The organism is Rhodospirillum rubrum ATCC 11170 (assembly GCF_000013085.1).
GTDB classification, from domain to species: domain Bacteria; phylum Pseudomonadota; class Alphaproteobacteria; order Rhodospirillales; family Rhodospirillaceae; genus Rhodospirillum; species Rhodospirillum rubrum.
Genome location: NC_007643.1, coordinates 915,001 through 937,181 on the forward strand (window position 1 = coordinate 915,001; position 22,181 = coordinate 937,181).

The following is a 22,181-nucleotide window of genomic DNA, read 5'->3' on the forward strand; positions in this document are numbered from 1 at the left end:
GACGATGGGAATCAGGTTAATATTCCTGAACTCGTGAGATGTGACGCCTTTCGGACGTTGTTCCTCCTTATCGGATTGGAGGGGCAGGCAGGAAAGGCCGGGAAATAACCTCACGTATGAACCGTACCCCAAACCGACACAGGTGGGCTGGTAGAGTATACCAAGGCGCTTGAGAGAATGGTGTTGAAGGAACTAGGCAAATTGCCCCCGTAACTTCGGGAGAAGGGGGCCCTCGTGGTGGGCAACCATCATGGGGGGGCACAGACCAGGGGGTGGCGACTGTTTACTAAAAACACAGGGCTCTGCGAAGTCGCAAGACGACGTATAGGGTCTGACGCCTGCCCGGTGCCGGAAGGTTAAGAGGAGAGGTGCAAGCTTTGAATCGAAGCCCCGGTAAACGGCGGCCGTAACTATAACGGTCCTAAGGTAGCGAAATTCCTTGTCGGGTAAGTTCCGACCTGCACGAATGGCGTAACGACTTCCCCGCTGTCTCCAACACCAACTCAGCGAAATTGAATTCTCCGTGAAGATGCGGAGTTCCCACGGCCAGACGGAAAGACCCCATGAACCTTTACTACAACTTCGCAGTGGCATTAGGCGATGGATGTGTAGGATAGGCGGGAGGCTTTGAAGCATAGGCGCCAGCTTGTGTGGAGCCACCCTTGAAATACCGCCCTTCCGTCTCCTGATGTCTAACCGCGGCCCGTGATCCGGGTCCGGGACCCTGCGTGGTGGGTAGTTTGACTGGGGCGGTCGCCTCCCAAAGAGTAACGGAGGCGCGCGATGGTGGGCTCAGGCCGGTCGGAAATCGGCTGATGAGTGCAATGGCAAAAGCCCGCCTGACTGCGAGAGCGACAGTTCGAGCAGAGTCGAAAGACGGTCATAGTGATCCGGTGGTCCCGCGTGGAAGGGCCATCGCTCAACGGATAAAAGGTACTCTGGGGATAACAGGCTGATACTGCCCAAGAGTCCACATCGACGGCAGTGTTTGGCACCTCGATGTCGGCTCATCACATCCTGGGGCTGGAGCAGGTCCCAAGGGTTCGGCTGTTCGCCGATTAAAGTGGTACGTGAGCTGGGTTTAGAACGTCGTGAGACAGTTCGGTCCCTATCTACCGTGGGTGTAGGATACTTGAGAGGAGCTGTCCCTAGTACGAGAGGACCGGGATGGACATACCTCTGGTGTACCAGTTGTCACGCCAGTGGCACCGCTGGGTAGCTAAGTATGGACGGGATAACCGCTGAAAGCATCTAAGCGGGAAGCCTCCCTCAAAACCAGGTATCCCTATCAGGACCGTGGAAGACCACCACGTTGATAGGCCGGGTGTGGAAGCGCAGTAATGCGTGAAGCTAACCGGTACTAATCGTCCGATCGGCTTGATTGACCACGCGCAGCGGTCAGCCCAGACTTTGGGCCCAATGCGCACCTTCAGCAAATCTTCGAAGAACCCAACGCCAGAACGAACCAATACACAACACATTACCCGTACCCCAAAGGGGCCGTTTCGATGGCCTGGTGGTCATTGCGGGCTCGAAACACCCGATCCCATCCCGAACTCGGCCGTGAAAGAGCCCTGCGCCAATGGTACTGCGTCTTAAGGCGTGGGAGAGTAGGTCGCCGCCAGGCCTTCCAAACGACCCCTAAAGGGCACAACAAAACACCACAGCAGGTTCAGAAAATCCCTCATACAATGTCAGCTCAAACGGCCCGTCTCCCTTTATCGCGGGGTGGAGCAGCCCGGTAGCTCGTCAGGCTCATAACCTGAAGGCCGCAGGTTCAAATCCTGCCCCCGCAACCAGACAATACGAAAAAGGCGTTGGCTGAAAAGCTGACGCCTTTTTCGCATGACTATAGACCGCCTGCGCCCTATAGGGCTTCTATTAGCGGCTGCCCCAGGCCAAAGACCGTGCCTTTGCCCAGGTGAACCCAGGTCAAGGCAACCAGTAGCGGCCAAGCGGGCTTTGAGACGGATCAGCGTATCTTTGATACACAGCCCTGTGGGGCCTGTCAGTGGGCTGAAACAACCCACTGATACCAACCTGCATTGATTATGACCGACGGGCCCATTTGCGTCGTCCGATTGTCATGATGCGCCATGGTTGATCGACGAGTTTATACCAGACTGCATTGAGTGAAACTCATGCAGTCTGGTTAGGCCCAAGGGGCCGCGCGCCTCGTGGCGCAGAAGCGCCCCACTTGCCGCTGAGGACCTCCGCTGATCGGTTCCGATCAACGCAGCTTGGTATTACACGTGATATGCTCATATCAGGTGATTTCTGAGCGGATGTGAAAGCTTAAGATTAGAAATATACCGATCACACTCCGCCTGAAAGATGGCAATATTATCACCCATCCACTTGAGCGCCACCCAATGCCTCGACGAACCGATCCACTTTCACATTTGCGGGACTGCCTTTCCAAACTTCCGGCCGCTGGCGAGAACGGGTTCGAAGGACTTTTGCGCGACTCGGTCGCGAAACTCATCGGCCGGCGACTTAGCCTTGCGAAGGGAGGTGGCGCGCAAGGCGGCAGTGATATGGCGAGCGCCCCCTATGATGACGGGCCGACCATCGCCATCGAGGCGAAGCGCTATGGTCCCACGAGGATTAGGCTCGATGAACTCAAGTATAAGATTGGGGAGGCGGTAGAACGGCGACCCGACCTTGATATTATGGTCTTTGGGGCAACGCGAGAGATCAATGCCAACGACCGAGACGCGCTGATCGCATTCGGTAGCACCAAAGGTATCGGGGTCGCTACTATCGACTGGCCGGATTCTGCCACCATTGCGCCGCAGTTGGCAGTGCTATGTGCTTTGGTTCCGGAGGCTCTGTTAGATCTGATTGAACCCGCGCAGCGTGAAGCCATAAATTCTTGTCTAGATCAGATGCAATCGCATCCGCAGTTTGAGTGCGCGAAGGAGCGCCTGATCCAAGAACTGATACGGCCCGACATGGGGTGGAGTAGCGCGCGCTTCGCAATGGCCGATTGGCTGCGGCGAACCTTTTCCAATCGCAATCTCGCTTTGGCGGACCTAAAAGGGTGGGCCAACCTCCTCGATTCTGAAGTTCGCCTTGTGCCACGGCCATGGTTGGTGGGGGCCTTGGATGAATGGTGGGCAGATCCCGGAAAAGCGCCTTTCGCAATGGTCGGCGAAGAAGGGGTTGGTAAATCATGGGCACCGTTCGCATGGTGGCATGAGCGCGCCGGAAGCGATGGGAGCGGGTTGCCTCTGCCTCTTGTGGTACCAGCCACTGAGATTGGTGAAGCCGACATTGAGGGCTTGGTGGCCAGCTTGCTAGCTCGGCGGACAGGCCTCCGGGATGACGTGTTCTGGAAACGGAGAGTCGGTTTGTGGTTAAAGGCGCACACCACGACTCCGCGCTTCCTTCTGGTAATCGATGGTTTGAATGAACATTGGTCCTTTACCAAATGGGACGAAATTCTGGCCCGTTTTGCGGCAGAGCCCTGGCGCGGAAAAGCGGCGATCATAATAACCGACCGCCCGGATCATTGGGAACAGGTCAAACACAGCGTTGGTAGAGTCCAGCCCCCACCCCAAAAGTGTGATGTTGTAGGGTTTAGCGATGAGGAATTGAATAATCTCCTCGAACTCCATGGAATGACCAGGGATATGTTCGCGCCAGAGCTGATTCCCTTGATGAAGATTCCCAGGTTGAGCACGTTGGCTATTCGCCACCACGTAGCGATGGCAGATAGTGGCGATATCACACGGGAACGTCTGATCTACTTAGACTGGAGTGATCGGATGGATCGTAAGGGAATGAAACTGGTAGACGACATCGCCTTTCGCGAATACATCGCGGGTGTCGGACGACAACTTCATGCGCGGCTTTTGAGCGGAGCCGATCTCGACCTGTCGATCACACGCCGGAACATCACAGATACTCTCAGCGCCGACAGTGATCGACCACGTGATGTCCTCGACGCCACCGTCAGTGAAATCGTTGCCGGTCTATGGATGTCACCAATTCATGGCAAAGCTAACCGCTTTCGCCTAAATAAAGATCTCGTACCATTCGCTTTGGCGCTGGGCCTTGTCGATCATCTACGTGACGTTCCCCCAGCCGGTTTGAACGATCAGATCGCCCAATTCTTTGAACCTTTGAAGGGGCAAGATCTGGCGGTAGATTTTCTGCGTGCCGCTGTAACCATCGCACTGCACGATTCCGCCTGCTCGACATCGCTGCGGCGGATACTGCTTGAGGCTTGGTGCCGGCGACAGAATTTTAGACAAGTAGATTTTGCAGCATTCTACCGCCTACTGACCCAAGACATATCTGTCTTTTTCGCCCTCGCAGAAGATGAATGGCTACACCGGCACAGTGGTTTCCATCTCGATGAGATCTTAATCAAAGGCTTCGCCAGTGCGGCGGAAAGATGGCCGCGGGTACATGAGCGGATTCTGGTGTGGTGCTCAACTTGGTTGGGAACCCACTGGGGCGACCCCATTGAAAAAATGGTCATAGGTTACGACCCGGCGGCGGACGGTGTCGCCGAGCGATGTGCCCGCACACGGGACCGTCGCATCTCGTGGGATGCGGCCATGAGGGGGGCTACGCTGGGTTCTTTCGGTTCATCAATCCCGATTCGAAGCGGCATTGACGGCGATGTGTCTTGGTTAGCCTGCCGGGTGATCGGAATCCTCTCCTACCTTCCTTGTGCGTTGATTGTTCCGGCACTGACGCCGTGGGCGGTGAGCCGCTCGATTATGAACGGACGACCCCAGGCCGAACAGGTGGAGTGGGTTTTGCGACTGGCGGGCCGAGATGGGGACGCGGCTGTGAACGCGGCCGTCCAGCGAGAAGCCGACCAACTGCTAGCCTTCAACAATCATGTCGCTAAGGATGCAGCCTGGCGGCTCCTGGCCGCGTTTGCGACACCCCATGCCGCCAGTCGCGCCAAAGCACTGACACGGGAGGTGTCTAAGCGTCGGGAGAGGTCCAGCACGGTTACTGTTGATGACGGAGGCTTTCTACGTTGGAATCAGGAACGATGCCGAAGCAGAGAAACCACTCTATGGGCGGCGGGCGATCTCTCTCCGCACGCAACGAATCCCGAGTGCGAATTGTCCGACCAGGATGCCGCTGCACTAGCGGCCTTGGTCGACGCAACCGACGCCAGCCAGCTCTGGGCGATATTCGGTCAAACGGATCAGGATATCGCGCTAGAGCAGGCCGAGGCGGCACTCGCACGTTGGGCGCCAGAGGCTCTTGGAGCGCTGGTACGCCGCACGTTCGAATGCGTGGGTGGTCGAGATCAAGAGGGCCTAAAGAAACTCGCTGACAAAACCTCGGCTAATCTGTTCTTGCTCGATACGTCGGCATGCGCCCAGGTGTCGGAGGTGGTAAGATCCTCACTTGCCAATGACGAGGATGGGGAAGGCGTCGGCAGCGAGCTGCAACTGGCGGCGTTGGCGGGAAAAACAGCGCAGCAACAGATTGCATTTTTTTGTGAATGCTCCTATGGCTCGAACTTCGATCGGAAGCACGCGGTCGTCTTGAACCAACCAACGGAGGCAGACTTCGACAGAGTGGCCGAATACTTGTTTCCAGACGCGCCTGTGCGTCAGTTGCGGGGCTGGCTCTGGTATCTCAGCCATGTTTCGCTTGATGCCCTACCGCGCGGATATCCCACGCTGGCGCCGTTGTTTCGCCACAAGGACGATAAGGTGCGCCAACTTGCACTTGAGGTTGCTGCGAATTCTAATCAACCGGAATTGGCCGTAGCGGTCGCCGACAGCGGGTGGCTTCACACCGAGGGAATGAATAGGGAAGAGGCGATCGATGGTTCACTCGCACTGATCAAGGCGGCCAGCCATCTTCCGGCTGATGTGCTCCGTAGTCGGATCGATCCTCAGGCCTGGGGATATCTGGCGATCCGCGATGGTGCAACCGAAGATGATCTCGACGCGTTCGCCGAAGTTGTAAAACGGATGATCCATGACGACCTGTTTGGCCAATCACCGTCAAAGGTTTATCCACAACGCCACTTTATCCTCCGCGAGCCGATTGATAGGTTGGTCGAGCGGCAAGGTGAAAAGGTAATCAATTGGCTTCGACCAATCATCCATGGAACAAGCAGGGTGCGCTTCCGTTTGTTATGCGGTGATTTCCTCTATATTGATCTGTGTAGAGCTCTTTTTCGCTACAGACCAGACGATGGAGCAGCTCTATGGCAGTCAATGAGAAAGGAGAATGAGAGCGGAATTTTTAAATCCAGTGCATACAAATTTCTTCCTTTTGAAGCGCCGGACTCCGAGCTGGTGAGCGAACTTCGCCATCACGTCTGCGACGCCGCCAAGACGGATGAGGATTTTGGACAGATCGCCGCCGTAGTTATTAAGAGTGATCGAGAAATCTGGCTGATTGAACGCATTCAGCGCGAACTCGCTGGACCATCGGCCGGGTCGATAGCAAGGGGCTTATGGTTGGCCGGGTTGCTCAACGCCACCCCAGGCGCAGAAAATCTCTGGGCAACCACACTAGCGGTTCCACCCGGACCGGGCTGGTTGGCCGATGTTTACGACGAAGCTCAGCGCCTTTACTGCCAAAATGGATGGGCGCAGCACTGGTTAGAAGCTTTTTTGACTGAACGCGACCGTGATCGGGCGTTTGGGTACTACCGGCTGTTCCTTCGCTGCGCCGATCGGCGTGCGCTTGTGTGGGCAAGCCGCAGAGTTGACAAGGTCTGGGGGGATCTTCCGGAACTGTGGCGGGTCCACTGGATGCTGTCGTGGGAAGAGCTATGTGCGGCGACCGATGAAAGGGCAAAGGCATCGAAGGAGTACTTCTGCGGCACCAAGATCACGACGCACATTCAATGGCCCTGGCGTTAGATACAGTAATGAGCCTTTTATGATCACTTTTAGCCGTCTGCTGTATTTTGAGCCGACCTTACTCTCGTAATTTCCGGTTGGTATCATAGATTGAAATAAAACAGTTATTCTATATTAAATATTAAATTTACGCTTGTCGCCTCTCTCGACGAGGTCATCACCCGCATCACCCCTGGCCCCACACCGGGCGACCGCACAGCGCCGGCCGCCCGATGCGGGGGCGCTGGGGGGATCAGGCTGCTTGCTGGAGTTTGTGGGTGATGGCGTCTTCCAACAGCCGTAGGGCGCCGTCGTAGCCGACATAGCTGCAGCCCAGCACGAAACGGTCCGAGGCCGGGGCGGCGACGCTGAGATGCAGGCCGCCCAAATCCTGGGTGATCTCGCGGTCCCAGGCGCTGCCAAAGACCATCGGCGCTCCGAAGCGGTGATGGGCGGCGCGCAGGGTCTGGCGAATGACCTCGCCATCCTCGGTGAAGTGCACCGAGGCGCCGATCTTGTCGGCAAGGCTGGCGTACCCCTCGATGATCGCCGGGCGCAGGGCCTCGGGCGGGGTGTCGGTCACGAATTGCGGGCCGGGCAGGATGCCGAATTCGTTGGTCAGCAGCCGGGCGATGCCCAATCCCTGAAAGCTGTCGGTCACGGTGACGAAGCGCGCGGGCAGATCGCAGCGCGCTTCCAGCAGAAATTCGGCCAGCCGCTGGTAATGATCGTAATAGATCGTTTCCTGAGCGGCGATGACGGTTTCCGCCCTGGCCGGGGCAAGGCCGGCGAAAGCGGCGACGGCGCGCAGGAAGCGGCCGGTTTCCAGGGCGCCGATCGGCAGCACCGGATAATGCAACCAGGGCGTGCCGAAGCGCTTTTCCAGGGCCTGGGCCGGCGCCAGTCCGGTCCAGGACGACAAGACCAGATTAAACTGCGCCGCCGGGATCTGCTTCCAGGCCGCCAGACCGCCCGATCCCGGCCCAAACAGGATATTGACCGTCAGGCCCAGGCTGGCGAGCAGGGCGCGGATGGCTTGGAGATTGCCGCGCCAGAACGGATCTTGATAGGGCACGCTGGCCCAGACATTGACCAGACCCGGCACGGTCTGCGGCGCGGGGTCAAGCAGTTGATCGATGATCGCCTTGGCCACGGTGTCATGACCAAGAAGATTGGAGCCGCGGAAGCCGCCGGTGGCGGCATGGACGATGGGAGCGCCCTTGGCGCGGAATTCGGCGACCACGCGCGCGCTGTCGTCACCGATCAGTTCGCTGGTGCAGCCGGTGAGCACGACGAACAGATCGCCGTCCATCACCTTTAGCGCGCCCGCGATCACCTTGCGCAAGGACTCCTCGCCGCCAAACACCACCTCGCGTTCTCCGCTGTTGGTGCTGACGACGGCGGCGCCGCCGCTATAGCCCGAGCCCTGATAGCCATTGGCTTCCGACAGGCCGCAATGGAGCTTGATGGCGCAGCCGGGGCCGGCATGGACGATGGGAATGGCGCGTTCGATGGCGCAGACCGATTGCTGGCCACCAAGCGCGCACAACTGGCGGGGCTGTTCGACGAGAGCGGTCACGGTCTTTAAGACTCCAGGAATTGATAGGGCGACTGATCGAGCCACCACGGCGTGAAGGGCAGGGGGGAGCGCCGGGCCAGGGTGCGTTCGAGAACCGGGTTGGCGATCCAATCGGCGATCTTGCGGCCATAGCGGATCAGGCCGCGATAGCCGATGCCGGCGTGCTCGTCTTCGACATACAGCGTCGGGATGCCAAGCTTGGCCCCCCAGACGACAAGCCCGGGATGGCGGATCAGCAAGATATCGGGCTTGAGCTTGCCGACGAGATTGATCAGCTCGAAGGATTGCTTGTTGCACACCCCATAGGGCACCTCGGCCTTGTCGCGGGTGGCATGGGCCAGGGTGTCTTCCTCCTGATGGCCATGATCAAGCACCGGATCATGGTGCAGGGCGCAGCCGCCGATGACGTCGATCCCCAGGTCGCGCAGCACGGTCATGAAGCTATGGCCCTGGGCCGATCCGGCGGCGACGAAGGCGGTGCGTCCAGCCAGTTGGGCGCGCAAGTCGGCCAAGTCGGGGGCGATGGCGGCGCGTTCGGCGGCGATATAGGCCTCGACCCGATCGCTCCGCCCGGTGAGCGCGGCCAGGGCGCGCAGCCAGTGGTCGGTGCCGGCCAGTCCATAGGGCGGCGGGGCTTTGACCTCGGGCACGCCGAAGCGCCGTTCCAACCCGGCGCCGAGCCAGGTGCCCAGCGTCGGGCACATATGGGCCGTCGCCCCGGCTTCCGACAGCGTTTCGATCTCGGCGACGGTCAGGAACTGAACGATCGGGTTGGCGACCAGACCCAAGGGCTCCAGCAGTTCGGAAAAATAGGCCTTCTTGCCGCTGAAGCAGACGATATTGACCACCTCGGGGCGCTTGGTGACGGCCGGTTTGACGATCTTGCGCAACAGCGCGTCATAGGCCATGTCGAAGCCGGTGGCCCAAACCTGGGTGCGGAAGCCGACGCAATCAATGGCGACCACCGGAATGGCATGGCGCTCCTCGGCCTCGGTGACCACGCTGTCGATATCCTCGCCGACGATGCCCGAGGCGCAGGAGGCGGTGACGAAGATGGCGCGCGGGTGATAGCGCGCCACCGCCTGATCGATGGTCTCGGCCAGCTTTTGCGCCCCGCCGAAAATGGTGTCGTGTTCGGTCAGGGCGGTCGACAGCAGGCGGGCGTTGGTCACCTCCATGGCGCGCTTGCCCTGGCCGCGCCGCCGGCAGCGGTTGAGCTGGGCGAAATCGCCGGCGCAGCCGACCGGGGCGTGGTTGATCACCACCGCGTCTTCGATCAGCGTCAGATTGAGCGTGGCGCAGAGCCCCGCGCACATGCTGGCCTGCTGGAAGCTGCGCTCGCGGTTGGCGAGCGAGCCGTCGCGCGAGCGGGCGACCAGATCGCCGGCGGTGCCGCTATAGCCGGTGATCGAGCCCAGCCGTCGTTCGCGGATTTCGACCGGCTGGAGCGGCTTTTCGATCTTTGTCACCAGGGACGCCTCCTTAAAGCGGAAAGAAAATCAAACCAGATCCAAGGCTTGGGCGATGTCGCCGATGATGTCGTCGGGATGCTCGATGCCGATCGACAGCCGCACGAAGCCCGGGGTGACGCCGGTGGCGCGCTGGTCTTCGGGCGAGAGCTGGGAATGGGTGGTGGTCGCCGGATGGATCGCCAGCGAGCGGGCGTCGCCGATATTGAAGACGTGGTAGAACAGCCGCAGGGCTTCGATGAACCGCCGCCCGGCTTCCTCGCCACCGGCCAACTCAAAGCCGATCAGCCCGCCATAGCCGCCCTTGAGATAGGCATCGGCCCGCCGCCGGGCCTCGCCGCTTTGCAACCCGGGAAAGGTTACCGAGCTGACCTTGGGATGGCTGGCCAGATAATCGGCGACCTTGATGGCGTTGGCGTTATGGCGGGCCAGACGCAGCGGCAGGGTTTCCAGCCCCTGGATCAGGTTGAAGGCGCTGACCGGGGCGATGCTGGCGCCAAGATCGCGCAATACCCCGGCGCGGGCGCGCAGGATATAGGCGAGCGGGCCGAAGGGGGCGGCCAGATCGGTCCAGCTGGCATTGTGATAGCTGGGCTCGGGGCCGGTCAGCAGGGCATGGCGCTCGGCGTGGTCGGCCCAGGGGAAGGTGCCGCCATCGATGATCGCCCCGCCGATGGTGGTGCCATGGCCGCCGATGTATTTGGTGGTGGAATAGACGACCACCGCCGCCCCATGGTCGAAGGGCCGGGCGATCAGCGGCGTCGCCGTATTATCGATGATCAGCGGCACGCCAAGCGAGCGGCCGATGGCGGCGACCTCGGCGATCGGGAAAACCGTCAGCTTCGGATTGGGCAGGGTCTCGCCATAGTAGAGGCGGGTCCGCGCGTCGGTGGCGCGGCGGAAGGCCTCGGGATCGGCCGGATCGACGAAGCGCGCCTCGATCCCCAGCGTGCGCAGGGTATTGGCGAACAAATTCCAGGTGCCGCCGTAAAGATCGGTCGAGGTGACGATATTATCGCCGGCCTGGGCCAGGGTCAGCACAGCGATCGCCGAGGCCGCTTGACCCGAGGCCAGGGCCAGGGCCGCCACCCCGCCTTCCAGGGCGGCCAGCCTTTGTTCAAAGGCGTCCTGGGTTGGATTGCCGATACGGGTATAGGCGAAGCCGATCTCCTCCAGCCCGGCCAACCGCGCCGCGTGGGCGGTGTCGTGAACCTGATAAGAGGTCGTTTGATAGATCGGCACCGCCACCGCCCCGGTGGTTGGGTCGGCCCGATACGACCCGCCATGAAGGGCCAGGGTGTCCTGATGGTATTGGGCGGCCTTCGGCGGGGCGACATCAACGGTCATGGTCAATCCTCCGGTGACGGGTGGGCAGAACATCACCCTATGGGAGGAGGTTTTCGCCAGGATTTCCATGTAGAAAAAATAGAATTTTTGTTTAGTTATATTTAAAGAAACCAATAAAAATAAAACCGTACTCTGATGTTTAGATTATCTGAAGTCACGTTTCATTTGATTTGCCGTTTTAAGGGCGGCCGCTCGGATGCTATGGAGGGATACGGGGTTTTACCGCTTTGGGTGGAGCCGCGAAGCGAGCGGAGGTGACCATGGGTTGGGATGGAGCGCGACAGGGACCGCCGGTGCTTTCCCTGAAGGCGGGCGAGGGCGAGGCGGCGCGCCGGGACGAGTTTCTGGCGACCCTGCGCCAGGCGGCGCGCGATCCCGGAGCCTTCTATCTGGAGGGGCATGGCATTGATCCGTCGGTGATCGATCAGGTCGAGGCTCTGTCACGGCGCTTCTTCGCCCTGCCCGAGGACGAGAAGCGCGCCATCGACATGGTCAATTCGCCCCATTTCCACGGCTATACGCGGGTGGGGGCGGAACTGACGCGCGGCGCCCCCGATTGGCGCGAACAGCTTGATATCGGCTCGGAGCGGCCGCTGCTGCCCCAGGGGCCCGATACCCCGGCCTGGGCCCGTTTGCAGGGACCCAACCAGTGGCCAGCGGCCCTGCCCGATTTGCGGGCGGCGGTCTTGCGCCTTCAGGCCGAGCTGACCGCTGTCGCCCTGGCCTTGCTTGAACGCATAGCCCTCGCTCTGGGCGAACGCGCCGATTTCTTCGCCGATCTTTACGAGGGCGGCCCCGACCAGTTGCTCAAGATCATCCGCTATCCCGGGCGGGCGGCGGGCGAGGGCGATCAGGGGGTGGGGCCGCATAAGGACAGCGGCCTGCTGACCTTCGTGCTTCAGCGCGATCGCGGCGGTCTTCAGATCGAGCGCGAGGGGCATTGGGTCGATGTGCCGCCACGTCCCGGCACCTTCGCCGTCAACATTGGCGAGCTTCTGGAACTGGCGACCAATGGCTATTTGAAGGCCACCGTCCATCGCGTGGTCTCGCCACCCGCCGACAGCGATCGGTTGTCGATCGCCTTTTTCCTTGGCGCCCGCCTGGGATCGAAGGTGCCGTTGCTTGATTTGCCGCCCGATCTGGCGGCCCTGGCGACGGGACCGGAGCGCGACCCGGATAATCCTTTGTTCCTTGATGTCGGCGAGAACCGTCTGAAGGGCCGGTTGCGCTCCCACCCCGATGTGGCGCGGCGCCATTACGCCGATCTTCTTGGCCCGGATGGCCCGTCATGATCCCCCCCGGCAACGCCATTTTCGCCGCCGCCGGGGCTTCGGTCTTCGAGACGATGTCGCAACTGGCCCACGAGCACGGGGCGATCAACCTCGGCCAGGGCTTTCCCGAGGCCCTGGAGCCGCCCGAGGTGATCGAGGCGGCGGCGCGGGCCTTGCGCGATGGCCCCCACCAATACCCCTCGGCCTGGGGCGTTCCGGCGCTGCGTCAGGCGGTGGCCGAGGCCAACGAGCGTTTCTGGGGGCTGGCGACCGATCCGACCCGCGAGGTTTTGGTGACCTCGGGGGCGACCGAGGCGCTGGCCGCCTGTTTTCTCGGCCTGCTCAATGCCGGCGACGAGGTGATCGTCTTGCAGCCGGCCTTCGACTGCTATCAAGCCCAGATCCGCCGCGCCGGGGCGGTGGCGGTGGGTGTGGCTTTGAGCGCCCCCGATTGGACCCTGCCGCGCGCCGCCCTGGCGGCGGCGATCACCCCGCGCACCCGGGCGATCGTTCTCAACACGCCGATGAACCCCTGCGGCAAGGTCTTCGATGGCCCAGAGCTTGATTTCATCGCCGAACTGCTGATCGCCCATGATCTGGTGGCGATCTGCGACGAGGTTTACGAGCATCTGACCTTTGAGGACCGCGCTCCTCTGCCTTTGATGACCCGGCCGGGGGTGCGCGCGCGCTGCCTGCGCATCGGATCGGCGGGCAAGACCTTTTCGGTCACCGGCTGGAAGATCGGCTATGTCAGCGGCGATGCGGCCTTGCTGGCGCCGGTGGCGCGCGCCCATCAGGTCACCACCTTTTCCACGCCGCCCTTCCTGCAAACCGCCGTCGCCCATGGGCTGCGGCTGGCGGACGGCTATTTCGATGGACTGCGCGCCACCTTGCGGACCCGGCGCGACCTTCTGTCGCGCGGGCTGACCGAGGCCGGCTTCGAGGTTCTGGGCTGCCAGGGCACCTATTTCCTGCTGGCCGGCACCGATGGGGCCGAGGACGACGTGGGCTTCTGCCGGCGGCTGGTTGAAGAGGCCGGGGTGACCGCCATCCCACTAAGCGGCTTTTTCACCCCCGCCGGCCGGCGGCCGCTGGTCCGCTTCTGCTTTGCCAAACGCCTGGAGACCCTGGAAGGCGGCATCGCCCGGCTGGTCGCCTGGCGCGGTGGTCAGCGCTGGAGGCGGGCATCATGAGCGGGGTCATCGCCCGCTCCCGGCCTCCGGCAAGCGGGCTGGCGGCGGCCCTGGCGGAGCTGTCGACGCTGCTTGGCGCGCGGCTGAGCACGGCTTTGGCCTTGCGTGAGCACCATTCCCACGACGAATCCCACCATGCCCCGGCCCTGCCCGACGCGGTGGTCTTCCCCGAAACCACCGCCGAGGTCGCCGCCATCGCCCGCCTTTGCCACGCCCATCGCCTACCCATGGTGCCCTTTGGCGCCGGCAGTGGCCTGGAAGGGGCGGTGCAAGCGACCTTCGGTGGGGTTTCGATCGATCTTGGGCGGATGGATCAGGTTCTGGCCATCCATGCCGGGGATATGGACGCCACCGTCCAGGCCGGGGTTCGCCGCCAGACCCTGAACGCCCTGTTGCGCGACACCGGCTTGTTCTTTCCCATCGATCCCGGCGCCGACGCCAGTTTCGGCGGCATGGCGGCGACCCGGGCCAGCGGCACCAACGCCGTGCGCTTTGGCACCATGCGCGAAAACGTTCTGGGGCTGACGGTGGTGCTGGCCGACGGTCAGGTGGTGCGCACCGGCGGCCGCGCCCGCAAATCCTCGGCCGGCTATGACCTGACGAGGCTGTTCGTGGGCAGCGAGGGCACTTTGGGGATCATCACCGAGGTGACGCTGCGCCTGCATCCGATCCCCGAGACGGCGATGACCGCCATCGCCGCCTTTCCCACCCCCGAGGCGGCGGTCGCCACCGTCACCGCGCTGCTTCAGGCCGGGGTGGCGATCGGCCGGGTCGAGTTCCTGGATCAGGCGGTGGTCGAGGTTTTCGTTCGCCACGGCAAGATCGATACGCCGGTCCTGCCCAGCCTGTTGATCGAGGTTCACGGCAGCGCCGCGGCGGCGGCCGATGTCGCCCGCGGCGTCGCCGAGATCGCCGAGGAGGGCGGCGCCAGCCTGTTCCGCTGGGCGGCGAGCGCCGAGGACAGCGCCAAACTCTGGGAGGCGCGCCGCCTCGCCCTCGGCTGGGCCCGGCGCGACCGTCCGGGGTCGCGGTCCTGGCCGACCGATGTCTGCGTGCCGATCAGCGCCCTGCCCGGGATCATCGCCGCCACCCGGGCCGATCTGGCCGATTGCCCGATCCCGGCTTTCCTGTTCGGCCATGTCGGCGACGGTAATTTCCATTGCGTCTTCCTGATTGATCCCGAACGCCCCGACGAGACCACGACCGTTCAACGCCTGACCCGGCGCATGGTCGAGCGCGCCCTGGCGGTGGATGGAACCGCCACCGGCGAGCATGGGATCGGCCTGGGCAAGCGCGACACCCTGGAAGCCGAGCATGGCGCCCCGGCGATCGCCCTGATGCGCGGCCTCAAGGCGACGCTCGATCCCCACGGCCTGCTCAATCCGGGCAAGATCTTTCCCGATGCCGTCGATTCCCCCCGCGAGACGAGGAGCGTTTTTCCATGAGGATGGCGAAGATCGTGCGAGTACCCGCCCTTCGCGTGGCCTTGGCTGGGGCGCTGCTGGTCCTTGGCCTTGGCCCTTGCCTAGCGCAAACCATCCGCCTGGGCGTCACCCCCGGCCCCCATGCCCAGATCGCCGAGGCTGTGGTGCCGGTGGCCCGCGCCCAGGGGCTTGAGGTCAAGGTGATCGAATTCAGCGACGGCACCTTGATCAACGCCGCCACCAATGAAGGGGAGCTGGAGGCCAACGCTTTTCAGCATGGTCCCTATCTTGAAGGCCAGATCAAGGATCGCGGCTATGATCTGGTGTCGATCGCCAAGACCGTGCTGCTGCCGATGGCGGCCTATTCCAAGCGCGTCGCCGCCCTTGGCGACCTGCCGCAAAAGGCCAAGGTATCCATCCCCAATGATCCGACCAATGGCGGCCGGGCGCTCAAGCTGCTGGAGGCCGGGGGCCTGCTGACCCTCAAGCCCGGCCTGGGCTTCGCCTCGACGGTCTTCGATATCGACAGCAACCCCAAGAACCTGCGGATTCTGGAGCTGGAAGCGACCCAGGTGCCGCGCTCGCTTGACGATGTCGATCTCGCCGTCATCAACACCAATTACGCCCTGGCCACCGGCCTTGATCCTTTGCGGGATTCGCTGCTGCGCGAAGGCGATCTGTCGCAATACTTCTGCCTGATCGCCGTTCGCCGCCAGGATGCCGATCAACCCTGGGCCAAGGTTCTGCGCCAGTCGTTTCTCTCCCCCGAGGTCAAGGCCTTCGTCGCCACCACCTTCCACGGCAATATTCTTGCCGGCTGGTAGGGGCGGAGCGGCGGTTCGGCGGGTTTTTTTTAGACAAAAATTCTAGTTGTACGATCGGGTAAATATCTTTTTTCGTCGGTCCCGGCCTAAGCCCGGTATCGCGGTTTCCTAACACGCGTCCCGTCCCAGGAAACACAGGTGAACAATGGTCAAGCAGTTGAAAAAAATCGCTTTCAAGGCCCAAGCCGCCGGTCTCGCCGCCGCCCTGGCCTTATGCGGGCTGGGATTTTCCTCCTCGGCCGAGGCTGGCGAGACCCTGGACGCCATCAAGGCGCGCGGGGTCATCAAGATCGGCGTCGGCGGAAATTCTCCGGGCTTTTCGGCGCCTGACAGCGCCGGTCGCTGGCAGGGCTTTTTCATCGATATCGGCCGCGCCCTGGCGGTGACGGTGTTCAATGATCCCGAGAAGGCCGAATTCGTCAATTCCTCGCCCCAGCAACGCCTGCCGGCCCTGCAATCGGGCGAATTCGATATCTTGCTGTCGGGCGTGACCCAGACCATCACCCGGGCGACCAAGCTGGGCTTCCATTTCGGCCCGGTGGTCTTCTACGACGGCCAGGGATTGCTGGTGCCCAAGAAGCTGGGGATCACCAAGGGCAGCGAGCTTGATGGCGCCACCGTCTGCGTGCAGACGGGTACGACGGGCGAGTTGAACATCGCCGACTTCTTCCGCCAGCATAAAATCTCGTTCAAGCCGGTGGTGATCGAGGAGTCCAACGAGTTCCTCAAGGCCTTTGCGTCGGGACGCTGCGACGTGCTGACCCAGGACAGCTCCGATCTGGCGATCCGCCGCACCTTGCTGCCCAATGCCGCCGATTATGTGCTGCTGCCCGAGCGCATCTCCAAGGAACCGCTGGCTCCGGCCATCCGCTATGGCGATGACCGCTGGCTGGAAATCGTCAACTGGACGGTCTACGCCCTGATCGAGGCCGAGGAATTGGGCATCACCCAGGCCACTATCGACAGCTTCCTTGGCAGCGATAATCCGAGCATCCGCCGCTTCCTGGGCGTTGATCCCAGTCTGGCCGAGGCCACCGGCCTCGATGCCAAATTCGCCTATAACATCATCAAGGCCCTGGGCAATTACGGCGAGGTGTTCGAACGCTCGGTCGGCAAGGCCAGCAAGCTCGGCTTCGAACGGGGCTATAACCAGCCCTGGACCCAAGGCGGCTTGCTGTATTCGCCGCCGTTCCGCTGATCCATGCGCGCCCTCGGTCGCAAGATAACCTGGATATTGGCCGCTTGGTGGGGCGAGCGGCCCTTGTCCCAACTCGCGGTGTTGCTCGGCGTCTTCGCCCTGTTCTCGGTCCTGGGGGCGAATACGGTCGACAACCTTGGGCGGCTTGGCATCACGGTCGGCTTTGGCTATCTCGACCACCCGGCGAATTTCGAGATCGGCGAATCCCTGGTGGCCTATACCTCGGGTGACAGCTATGCCCGGGCCCTGGGGGTGGGGATCCTCAATACCGCCCTGGTGTCGATCATCGGCTGCCTGCTGGCCACCCTTCTGGGCGTCGCCCTGGGCATCGGCCGGCTGTCGGCCAATCTGCTGATCTCGCGCGCCGTTCAGCTTTATGTCGAGGTCATCCGCAATACGCCGCTGCTGCTTCAGCTTTTCTTCTGGAGCGCCACCATCCACGCCCTTCCCGGGCCGCGTCAGGCCTTCGAACCGCTGACCGGCGTGTTCCTGACCAATCGCGGCCTTTATATGCCGGCTCTGGCGATGGACGGCGCGGCGGTATTTTCCCTGCTGCTGCTGGGCGGCGGCGCGCTGGCCGGCGTGGTGCGGATCCTGGTCCATGAGCGGCGCCACGGCCCGATGGAGCGGGCGGCCAAAACCGCCCTTCTGGGGGCGGTGGCGGTCTTGCTGCTCGGCGTTCTGGCACTGTGCCTCGGGGGGGCGGTCTCCGTCGAGCCGCCCCGGCTTGGCGGCTTCAACATCACTGGCGGCTGGGTCCTGTCGCCGGAATTCCTGGCCCTTCTTGTCGGGCTGGTGATCAACGCCAGCGCCGTCATCTGCGAAATCGTCCGCAGCGGCATCGAAGCGGTGCCGGAAGGCCAGTGGGAGGCGGCGCGGTCGCTGGGCTTGACGCGGGGGCGCACGCTGCGCCTCGTCGTGCTGCCCCAGGCCCTGCGCGTCGTCATCCCCCTGATGACCTCGAGCTACCTCAGCCTGACCAAGAATTCCAGTCTGGCGGTGGCCATCGGCTTTCCCGATCTGGTCAGCGTCGTCAATACCTCGGCCAATCAGACCGGTCATGTGTTCGAGGCGATCGCCCTGATGATGGCGGTGTATCTGACCATCAGCCTGACGGTCTCGGCGGCGCTGAATTTCTACAACCATCGTTTGAGTCTGGGCCGATGACCCTGATCGCCGATACCCTGGACAGCCCGGCGCCGCCCCGGCGGGCGCCCGATACCAGCCTGTCGGGCTGGGCGCGCTGGCGCGAGGGATTGTTTGGCTCGCTTGGCAATACGTTGCTCACCTTGCTGGTTCTCGCCGTCCTCGCCTGGGTGGTGCCGCCTTTGGTGCGATGGGCGGTGATCGACGCGGTGTGGAGCGGACCGGCCGAGGCCTGCGCCGCGCGTTCGGGCGCCTGCTGGGCCTTCCTGGCCGAGAAGACCCGGTTCATCCTGTTTGGGCTTTATCCGGCGGCGGCCCAGGGCGCGCCGGCCCTGGCCTCGCTGCTGCTCGGCGCGCTGCTGGTGGCCAGTGGCCTGCCCCGGCTGTGGGGGCGAAACCTGCTGGTCGCCTGGATCCTGGTGCCGCTGCTTGCCGTGCTGGTGATGGCCGGGGTGTTTTCCGGTCTGCGGGTCGGCACCGATCAATGGGGCGGCCTGCCGTTGACCTTGCTGCTGACCACGGTGGCGATGGGCGGGGCCTTTCCGCTGGCGGTGGTGCTGGCCCTGGCCCGGCGCTCGCGGTTCCGGCTGTTTCGCCTAATGGCGGTCTGCGTCATCGAAGGGGTGCGCGGCGTGCCGCTGATCACCGTGTTGTATGGGGCGATTTTGCTGGTTCCCCTGATGCTGCCCGCTGGCACGGCGATCGACAAGCTGCTGCGCGCCCAGGGCGCGATCTTGCTGTTCACCGCCAGCTATCTCGCCGAGATCATCCGCGCCGGCCTCCAGGCCATCCCGCCCGGACAATACGAGGCCGCCCGCTCGCTTGGCCTGGGCTATGGCTTGACCATGCGGTTGGTGGTGCTGCCCCAGGCGCTGCGGTTGGTCATCCCCTCGATCGTCACCCTGGCGATCGGCATCCTTCAGGATACCACCCTGGTCGCCGTCATCGGCATCCACGACCTGTTGAGCGCCTCGAAGCTGGCGGCCACCGATCCCGATTGGCTGGGCTTTTATACCGAGGGCTTCTGCCTGGTGGCGACGCTATACTTCGCGCTCTGCTTCGCCGCCTCGCGCTACAGCCTGTGGCTGGAACGCTACCTGGCAAGGGGCCAAGGGTACTGAGCGGCGGCGGGCATTGGTTTCACGAATTATCCACCGTGAAACGATCTGGTAATCTTGCTTTCGGGAGAGAATGGCCCAAGTGCCAGAAGATCGGGTTCTACCGCAGGATCGAGCGGGTCGGCCGGAAGGGAATCGCAATGAGCACCGCCGTTTCTCGCATTCTTGATGACCTTCGCTCACGGGGTGGTCTTCAGGGCAGGGACATCGCCAATATCGTTGATGTCTCGACCGCGACGGTCTCGCGTTGGTCCCATGGCAAAGGCTCTCCCACGATACGAACCCAGACGGTGATCGCCGATCTCCGCTATGTCGTCGAGCGATTGTCGGACTTCTACACGGCCGATGAAACGCGGTTGTGGTTACATTCCCACCATCCCCTTTTGAACGGCGAGCGGGCGATCGATCTGATCAACGGCGATCGCACCGAAGACGTGCTCGCGGTGATCGAGCGCCTCGACGCCGGATCTTACATCTGACCTCGTAATGGCCGATCGGCGCGCCCGTGACATTGACCTTCTCGACGCCGTGGGGGCCCACATCGGCGTCGCGTTCGAGGGGGAGGTCTGGCGTATCGCGCGTGCCGGGCGCAGCGTCCTTGAAGGGGCGTCCTCCAAGGCGAGGTGGGACCCGGGCACCTTTGATGTGCTCTATACCTCGCTGGAGCGCGAAGGGGCCTTGGCGGAGGTTCATTTTCATTTAAGCCGCCAGCCTGTTTTTCCTTCAAAGCTTCACTCCGTCTTACATCGTCTCTCGGTGAAAACCCGGAGAACCCTGAATTTGGCGGATTTGTCCATGGTGGCGACTTTGGGGATTCCCCCCGAGCACTATGGCGCGTTGCGCTATGAGCGCAGCCAGGATATCGCCGATGCGGCCTTCTTCCTTGGCTTCGACGCCATCTTGGCCCCGAGCGCGAGATGGGGCTGCCAAAACTTGATTCTGTTCATGGATCGCGTCGCTCCCGAGGCTCTTGCCGTTCTCGAGTCCGAACCGGTGGACTGGGAAAGCTGGCGATCGGCGCGTCGGGAAAAACGCCGAGAATAGGGTTTGCATGGGGGTGTTGATCGCCCCACGCCCTATCGGGAGTCGCGTCGTCCGCCGCGGATTGGCTGGTTTAGAGTTTCTTGCGCCAGGGTTAAGAATAAACACAAATTCTAACTGTAGTATTTGATCTTATCATCAGCCGTCTCGTGTTAATTGTTGGGTCAAGCAATCGGGCGTTCCGATTCCCCATAGCGACGGATGATCGACATGACCGCTCAGTCCACTATCCGGCCTTTGACCGGCCTCAAGAATCCCGAAACCCTGGCGTTGCACGGGGGCACCTATCGGGCTGATCCGACCACCGGGTCGGTGGCCGTGCCGATCTATCAAACCACGTCCTATCAGTTCGAAAACACCGGGCAGGCGGCGCGGCTTTTCGCCTTGCAGGAATTGGGCAATATCTATAGCCGGCTGACCAATCCGACCACCGACGCCTTTGAACAGCGCATCGCCGCCATCGAAGGCGGGGTGGCGGCCCTGGCGGTTTCCTCGGGGCAGGCGGCTTCGACCTTCGCCGTGCTCAACCTCGCCCAGGCCGGCGACAACATCGTCTCCTCGACCGATCTCTACGGCGGCACCTGGGCGCTGTTTGCCAGCACCTTCAAGCAGTTCGGCATCGAGGTCCGCTTCGTCGATCCGACCGATCCCGAGAATTTCCGCAAGGCGACCGACGAGCGCACCCGGGCCTATTACGCCGAGACCCTGCCCAACCCCAAGCTCAATGTCTTCCCGATCCGCGAGGTCGCCGATATCGGCCGCTCGCTGGGCGTGCCGCTGATCGTTGATAACACGGCCGCGCCGCTGATCGCCCGGCCCTTCGACCATGGCGCGGCGGTGGTTGTTTATTCGACGACCAAATACATCGGCGGCCATGGCACCACCATCGGCGGCGTCATCATCGATAGCGGCACCTTCCCCTGGGAGGATTTCCCCGACCGCTTCCCGACCCTGACCGAGCCCGATGAAAGCTATCACGGCGCGGTATGGACCGAGGCGACCAAGCCGCTGGGGCCGGTGGCCTATATCATCCGCGCCCGGGTCAAGCTGCTGCGCGACGTGGGCGCGGCGATCTCGCCGCTGGCGGTCTTTCAGTTGATCCAGGGTCTGGAAACCCTGCCGCTGCGCATCCGCCAGCACAACGAGAACGCCCTGAAGGTGGCGACCTTCCTCAAGGATCATCCCAAGATCGCCCGGGTCATCTATCCCGGCCTGCAGACCGGCGAGCTTCGCCGTCGGGCCGACGCCTATCTGACCGGCGGCTACGGCGGTTTGGTCGGCTTTGAACTCCATGGCGGGGCCGAGGCCGGGCGGGCCTTCATCGAAAGCCTGCGCCTGTTCTACCACGTCGCCAATATCGGCGATGCCCGCTCGCTGGCCATCCACCCGGCGACCACCACCCATTCCCAGTTGTCCGAGGAGGATCAACTGCTGACCGGGGTCACCCCGGGCTATGTGCGGCTGTCGATCGGCATCGAACATCCCGCCGACATCATCGAAGACCTGTCCCAGGCCCTCGACAAGGCCTGAGCTCGCGCGGCGTTCGGGGGGGAGCGGGGGCGGGCGGCCCTTGCTTTCCCCGGCGCCGGCCGGTTCGCCGCTCTTTTGGCACGAATTCATAAAGTTTGATCTAATTGTCACGGAATGGGGCCTTAAAAACCCCGACGGTTTTCCCATATCCGCCTCCGTAAACTCACTGCCCGATCCGGACCCCATGTCGGATCGGGCAGCC

General features: G+C 62.6%; 14 protein-coding genes, 1 tRNA gene and 2 rRNA genes (1 of these 17 running past the window's edge). 14 read left to right on the top strand and 3 right to left on the bottom strand.

Annotation, left to right across the window (positions count from 1 at the left end):
* The 4 genes from RRU_RS04030 to RRU_RS04045 all read left to right on the top strand — a co-directional run.
* Positions 1-1,385: ribosomal RNA gene (locus tag RRU_RS04030) — 23S ribosomal RNA — on the top strand; it begins 1,357 nt to the left of the window's first position.
* Positions 1,386-1,512: 127 nt separating this feature from the next.
* Positions 1,513-1,627: ribosomal RNA gene (gene rrf / locus RRU_RS04035) — 5S ribosomal RNA — on the top strand.
* A 95-nt stretch (positions 1,628-1,722) separates the two neighbouring features.
* Positions 1,723-1,799, top strand: a tRNA-Met gene (locus RRU_RS04040).
* A 738-nt stretch (positions 1,800-2,537) separates the two neighbouring features.
* Positions 2,538-6,860, top strand: a complete 4,323-nt coding sequence (locus tag RRU_RS04045; RefSeq protein WP_014626020.1) for a hypothetical protein — start codon at positions 2,538-2,540, stop codon at positions 6,858-6,860.
* A 232-nt stretch (positions 6,861-7,092) separates the two neighbouring features.
* Here the strand turns inward: RRU_RS04045 and RRU_RS04050 are convergent, their stop codons facing one another.
* The 3 genes from RRU_RS04050 to RRU_RS04060 are packed head-to-tail and all read right to left on the bottom strand — an operon-like array spanning position 7,093 to position 11,234.
* Positions 7,093-8,418: a nitrogenase component 1 gene (locus RRU_RS04050; protein ID WP_011388530.1), complete on the bottom strand. Its 1,326-nt coding sequence runs from the start codon at positions 8,416-8,418 to the stop codon at positions 7,093-7,095.
* A 5-nt stretch (positions 8,419-8,423) separates the two neighbouring features.
* Positions 8,424-9,887 carry a nitrogenase component 1 gene (locus RRU_RS04055; RefSeq protein WP_011388531.1) on the bottom strand — a complete coding sequence of 488 codons (1,464 nt, stop codon included), beginning with the start codon at positions 9,885-9,887 and terminating at the stop codon, positions 8,424-8,426.
* Positions 9,888-9,917: 30 nt separating this feature from the next.
* The gene (locus RRU_RS04060) at positions 9,918-11,234 is read right to left on the bottom strand and encodes an O-acetylhomoserine aminocarboxypropyltransferase/cysteine synthase family protein (protein ID WP_011388532.1); all 1,317 of its coding nucleotides are present in this window, start codon (positions 11,232-11,234) and stop codon (positions 9,918-9,920) included.
* A gap of 260 nt (positions 11,235-11,494) precedes the next feature.
* Here RRU_RS04060 and RRU_RS04065 point away from each other — a divergent pair, with 260 nt between their 5' ends.
* The 10 genes from RRU_RS04065 (at position 11,495) to RRU_RS04110 (ending at position 21,979) form a co-directional block, all read left to right on the top strand.
* A complete protein-coding gene (locus RRU_RS04065) occupies positions 11,495-12,526 on the top strand; it encodes an isopenicillin N synthase family dioxygenase (protein ID WP_011388533.1) in 1,032 nt (343 codons plus the stop codon).
* A complete protein-coding gene (locus RRU_RS04070) occupies positions 12,523-13,698 on the top strand; it encodes an aminotransferase (RefSeq protein WP_011388534.1) in 1,176 nt (391 codons plus the stop codon). Before RRU_RS04065 ends, RRU_RS04070 begins: the two co-directional genes overlap by 4 nt.
* A complete protein-coding gene (locus RRU_RS04075) occupies positions 13,695-15,143 on the top strand; it encodes an FAD-binding oxidoreductase (RefSeq protein ID WP_011388535.1) in 1,449 nt (482 codons plus the stop codon). Before RRU_RS04070 ends, RRU_RS04075 begins: the two co-directional genes overlap by 4 nt.
* Complete coding sequence (locus tag RRU_RS04080; protein ID WP_011388536.1) at positions 15,140-15,946, top strand: MetQ/NlpA family ABC transporter substrate-binding protein; 807 nt, start codon at positions 15,140-15,142, stop codon at positions 15,944-15,946. Before RRU_RS04075 ends, RRU_RS04080 begins: the two co-directional genes overlap by 4 nt.
* 145 nt (positions 15,947-16,091) lie before the next feature.
* Entirely contained in the window at positions 16,092-17,144 is a 1,053-nt protein-coding gene (locus tag RRU_RS04085) for an amino acid ABC transporter substrate-binding protein (RefSeq protein WP_011388537.1), read from the top strand.
* A gap of 63 nt (positions 17,145-17,207) precedes the next feature.
* Positions 17,208-18,311: an amino acid ABC transporter permease gene (locus RRU_RS04090; protein WP_201216599.1), complete on the top strand. Its 1,104-nt coding sequence runs from the start codon at positions 17,208-17,210 to the stop codon at positions 18,309-18,311.
* Entirely contained in the window at positions 18,308-19,411 is a 1,104-nt protein-coding gene (locus RRU_RS04095; protein ID WP_011388539.1) for an amino acid ABC transporter permease, read from the top strand. The genes RRU_RS04090 and RRU_RS04095 overlap by 4 nt, the downstream gene beginning before the upstream one ends.
* Before the next feature lie 137 nt (positions 19,412-19,548).
* Complete coding sequence (locus RRU_RS04100; RefSeq protein ID WP_011388540.1) at positions 19,549-19,887, top strand: antitoxin Xre/MbcA/ParS toxin-binding domain-containing protein; 339 nt, start codon at positions 19,549-19,551, stop codon at positions 19,885-19,887.
* A 7-nt stretch (positions 19,888-19,894) separates the two neighbouring features.
* Positions 19,895-20,452 (top strand): RES family NAD+ phosphorylase, encoded by a 558-nt coding sequence (locus tag RRU_RS04105; protein ID WP_011388541.1) that lies wholly within the window; start codon positions 19,895-19,897, stop codon positions 20,450-20,452.
* A 207-nt stretch (positions 20,453-20,659) separates the two neighbouring features.
* Positions 20,660-21,979: an O-acetylhomoserine aminocarboxypropyltransferase/cysteine synthase family protein gene (locus tag RRU_RS04110; RefSeq protein ID WP_014626023.1), complete on the top strand. Its 1,320-nt coding sequence runs from the start codon at positions 20,660-20,662 to the stop codon at positions 21,977-21,979.
* Positions 21,980-22,181 lie beyond the last annotated feature (202 nt).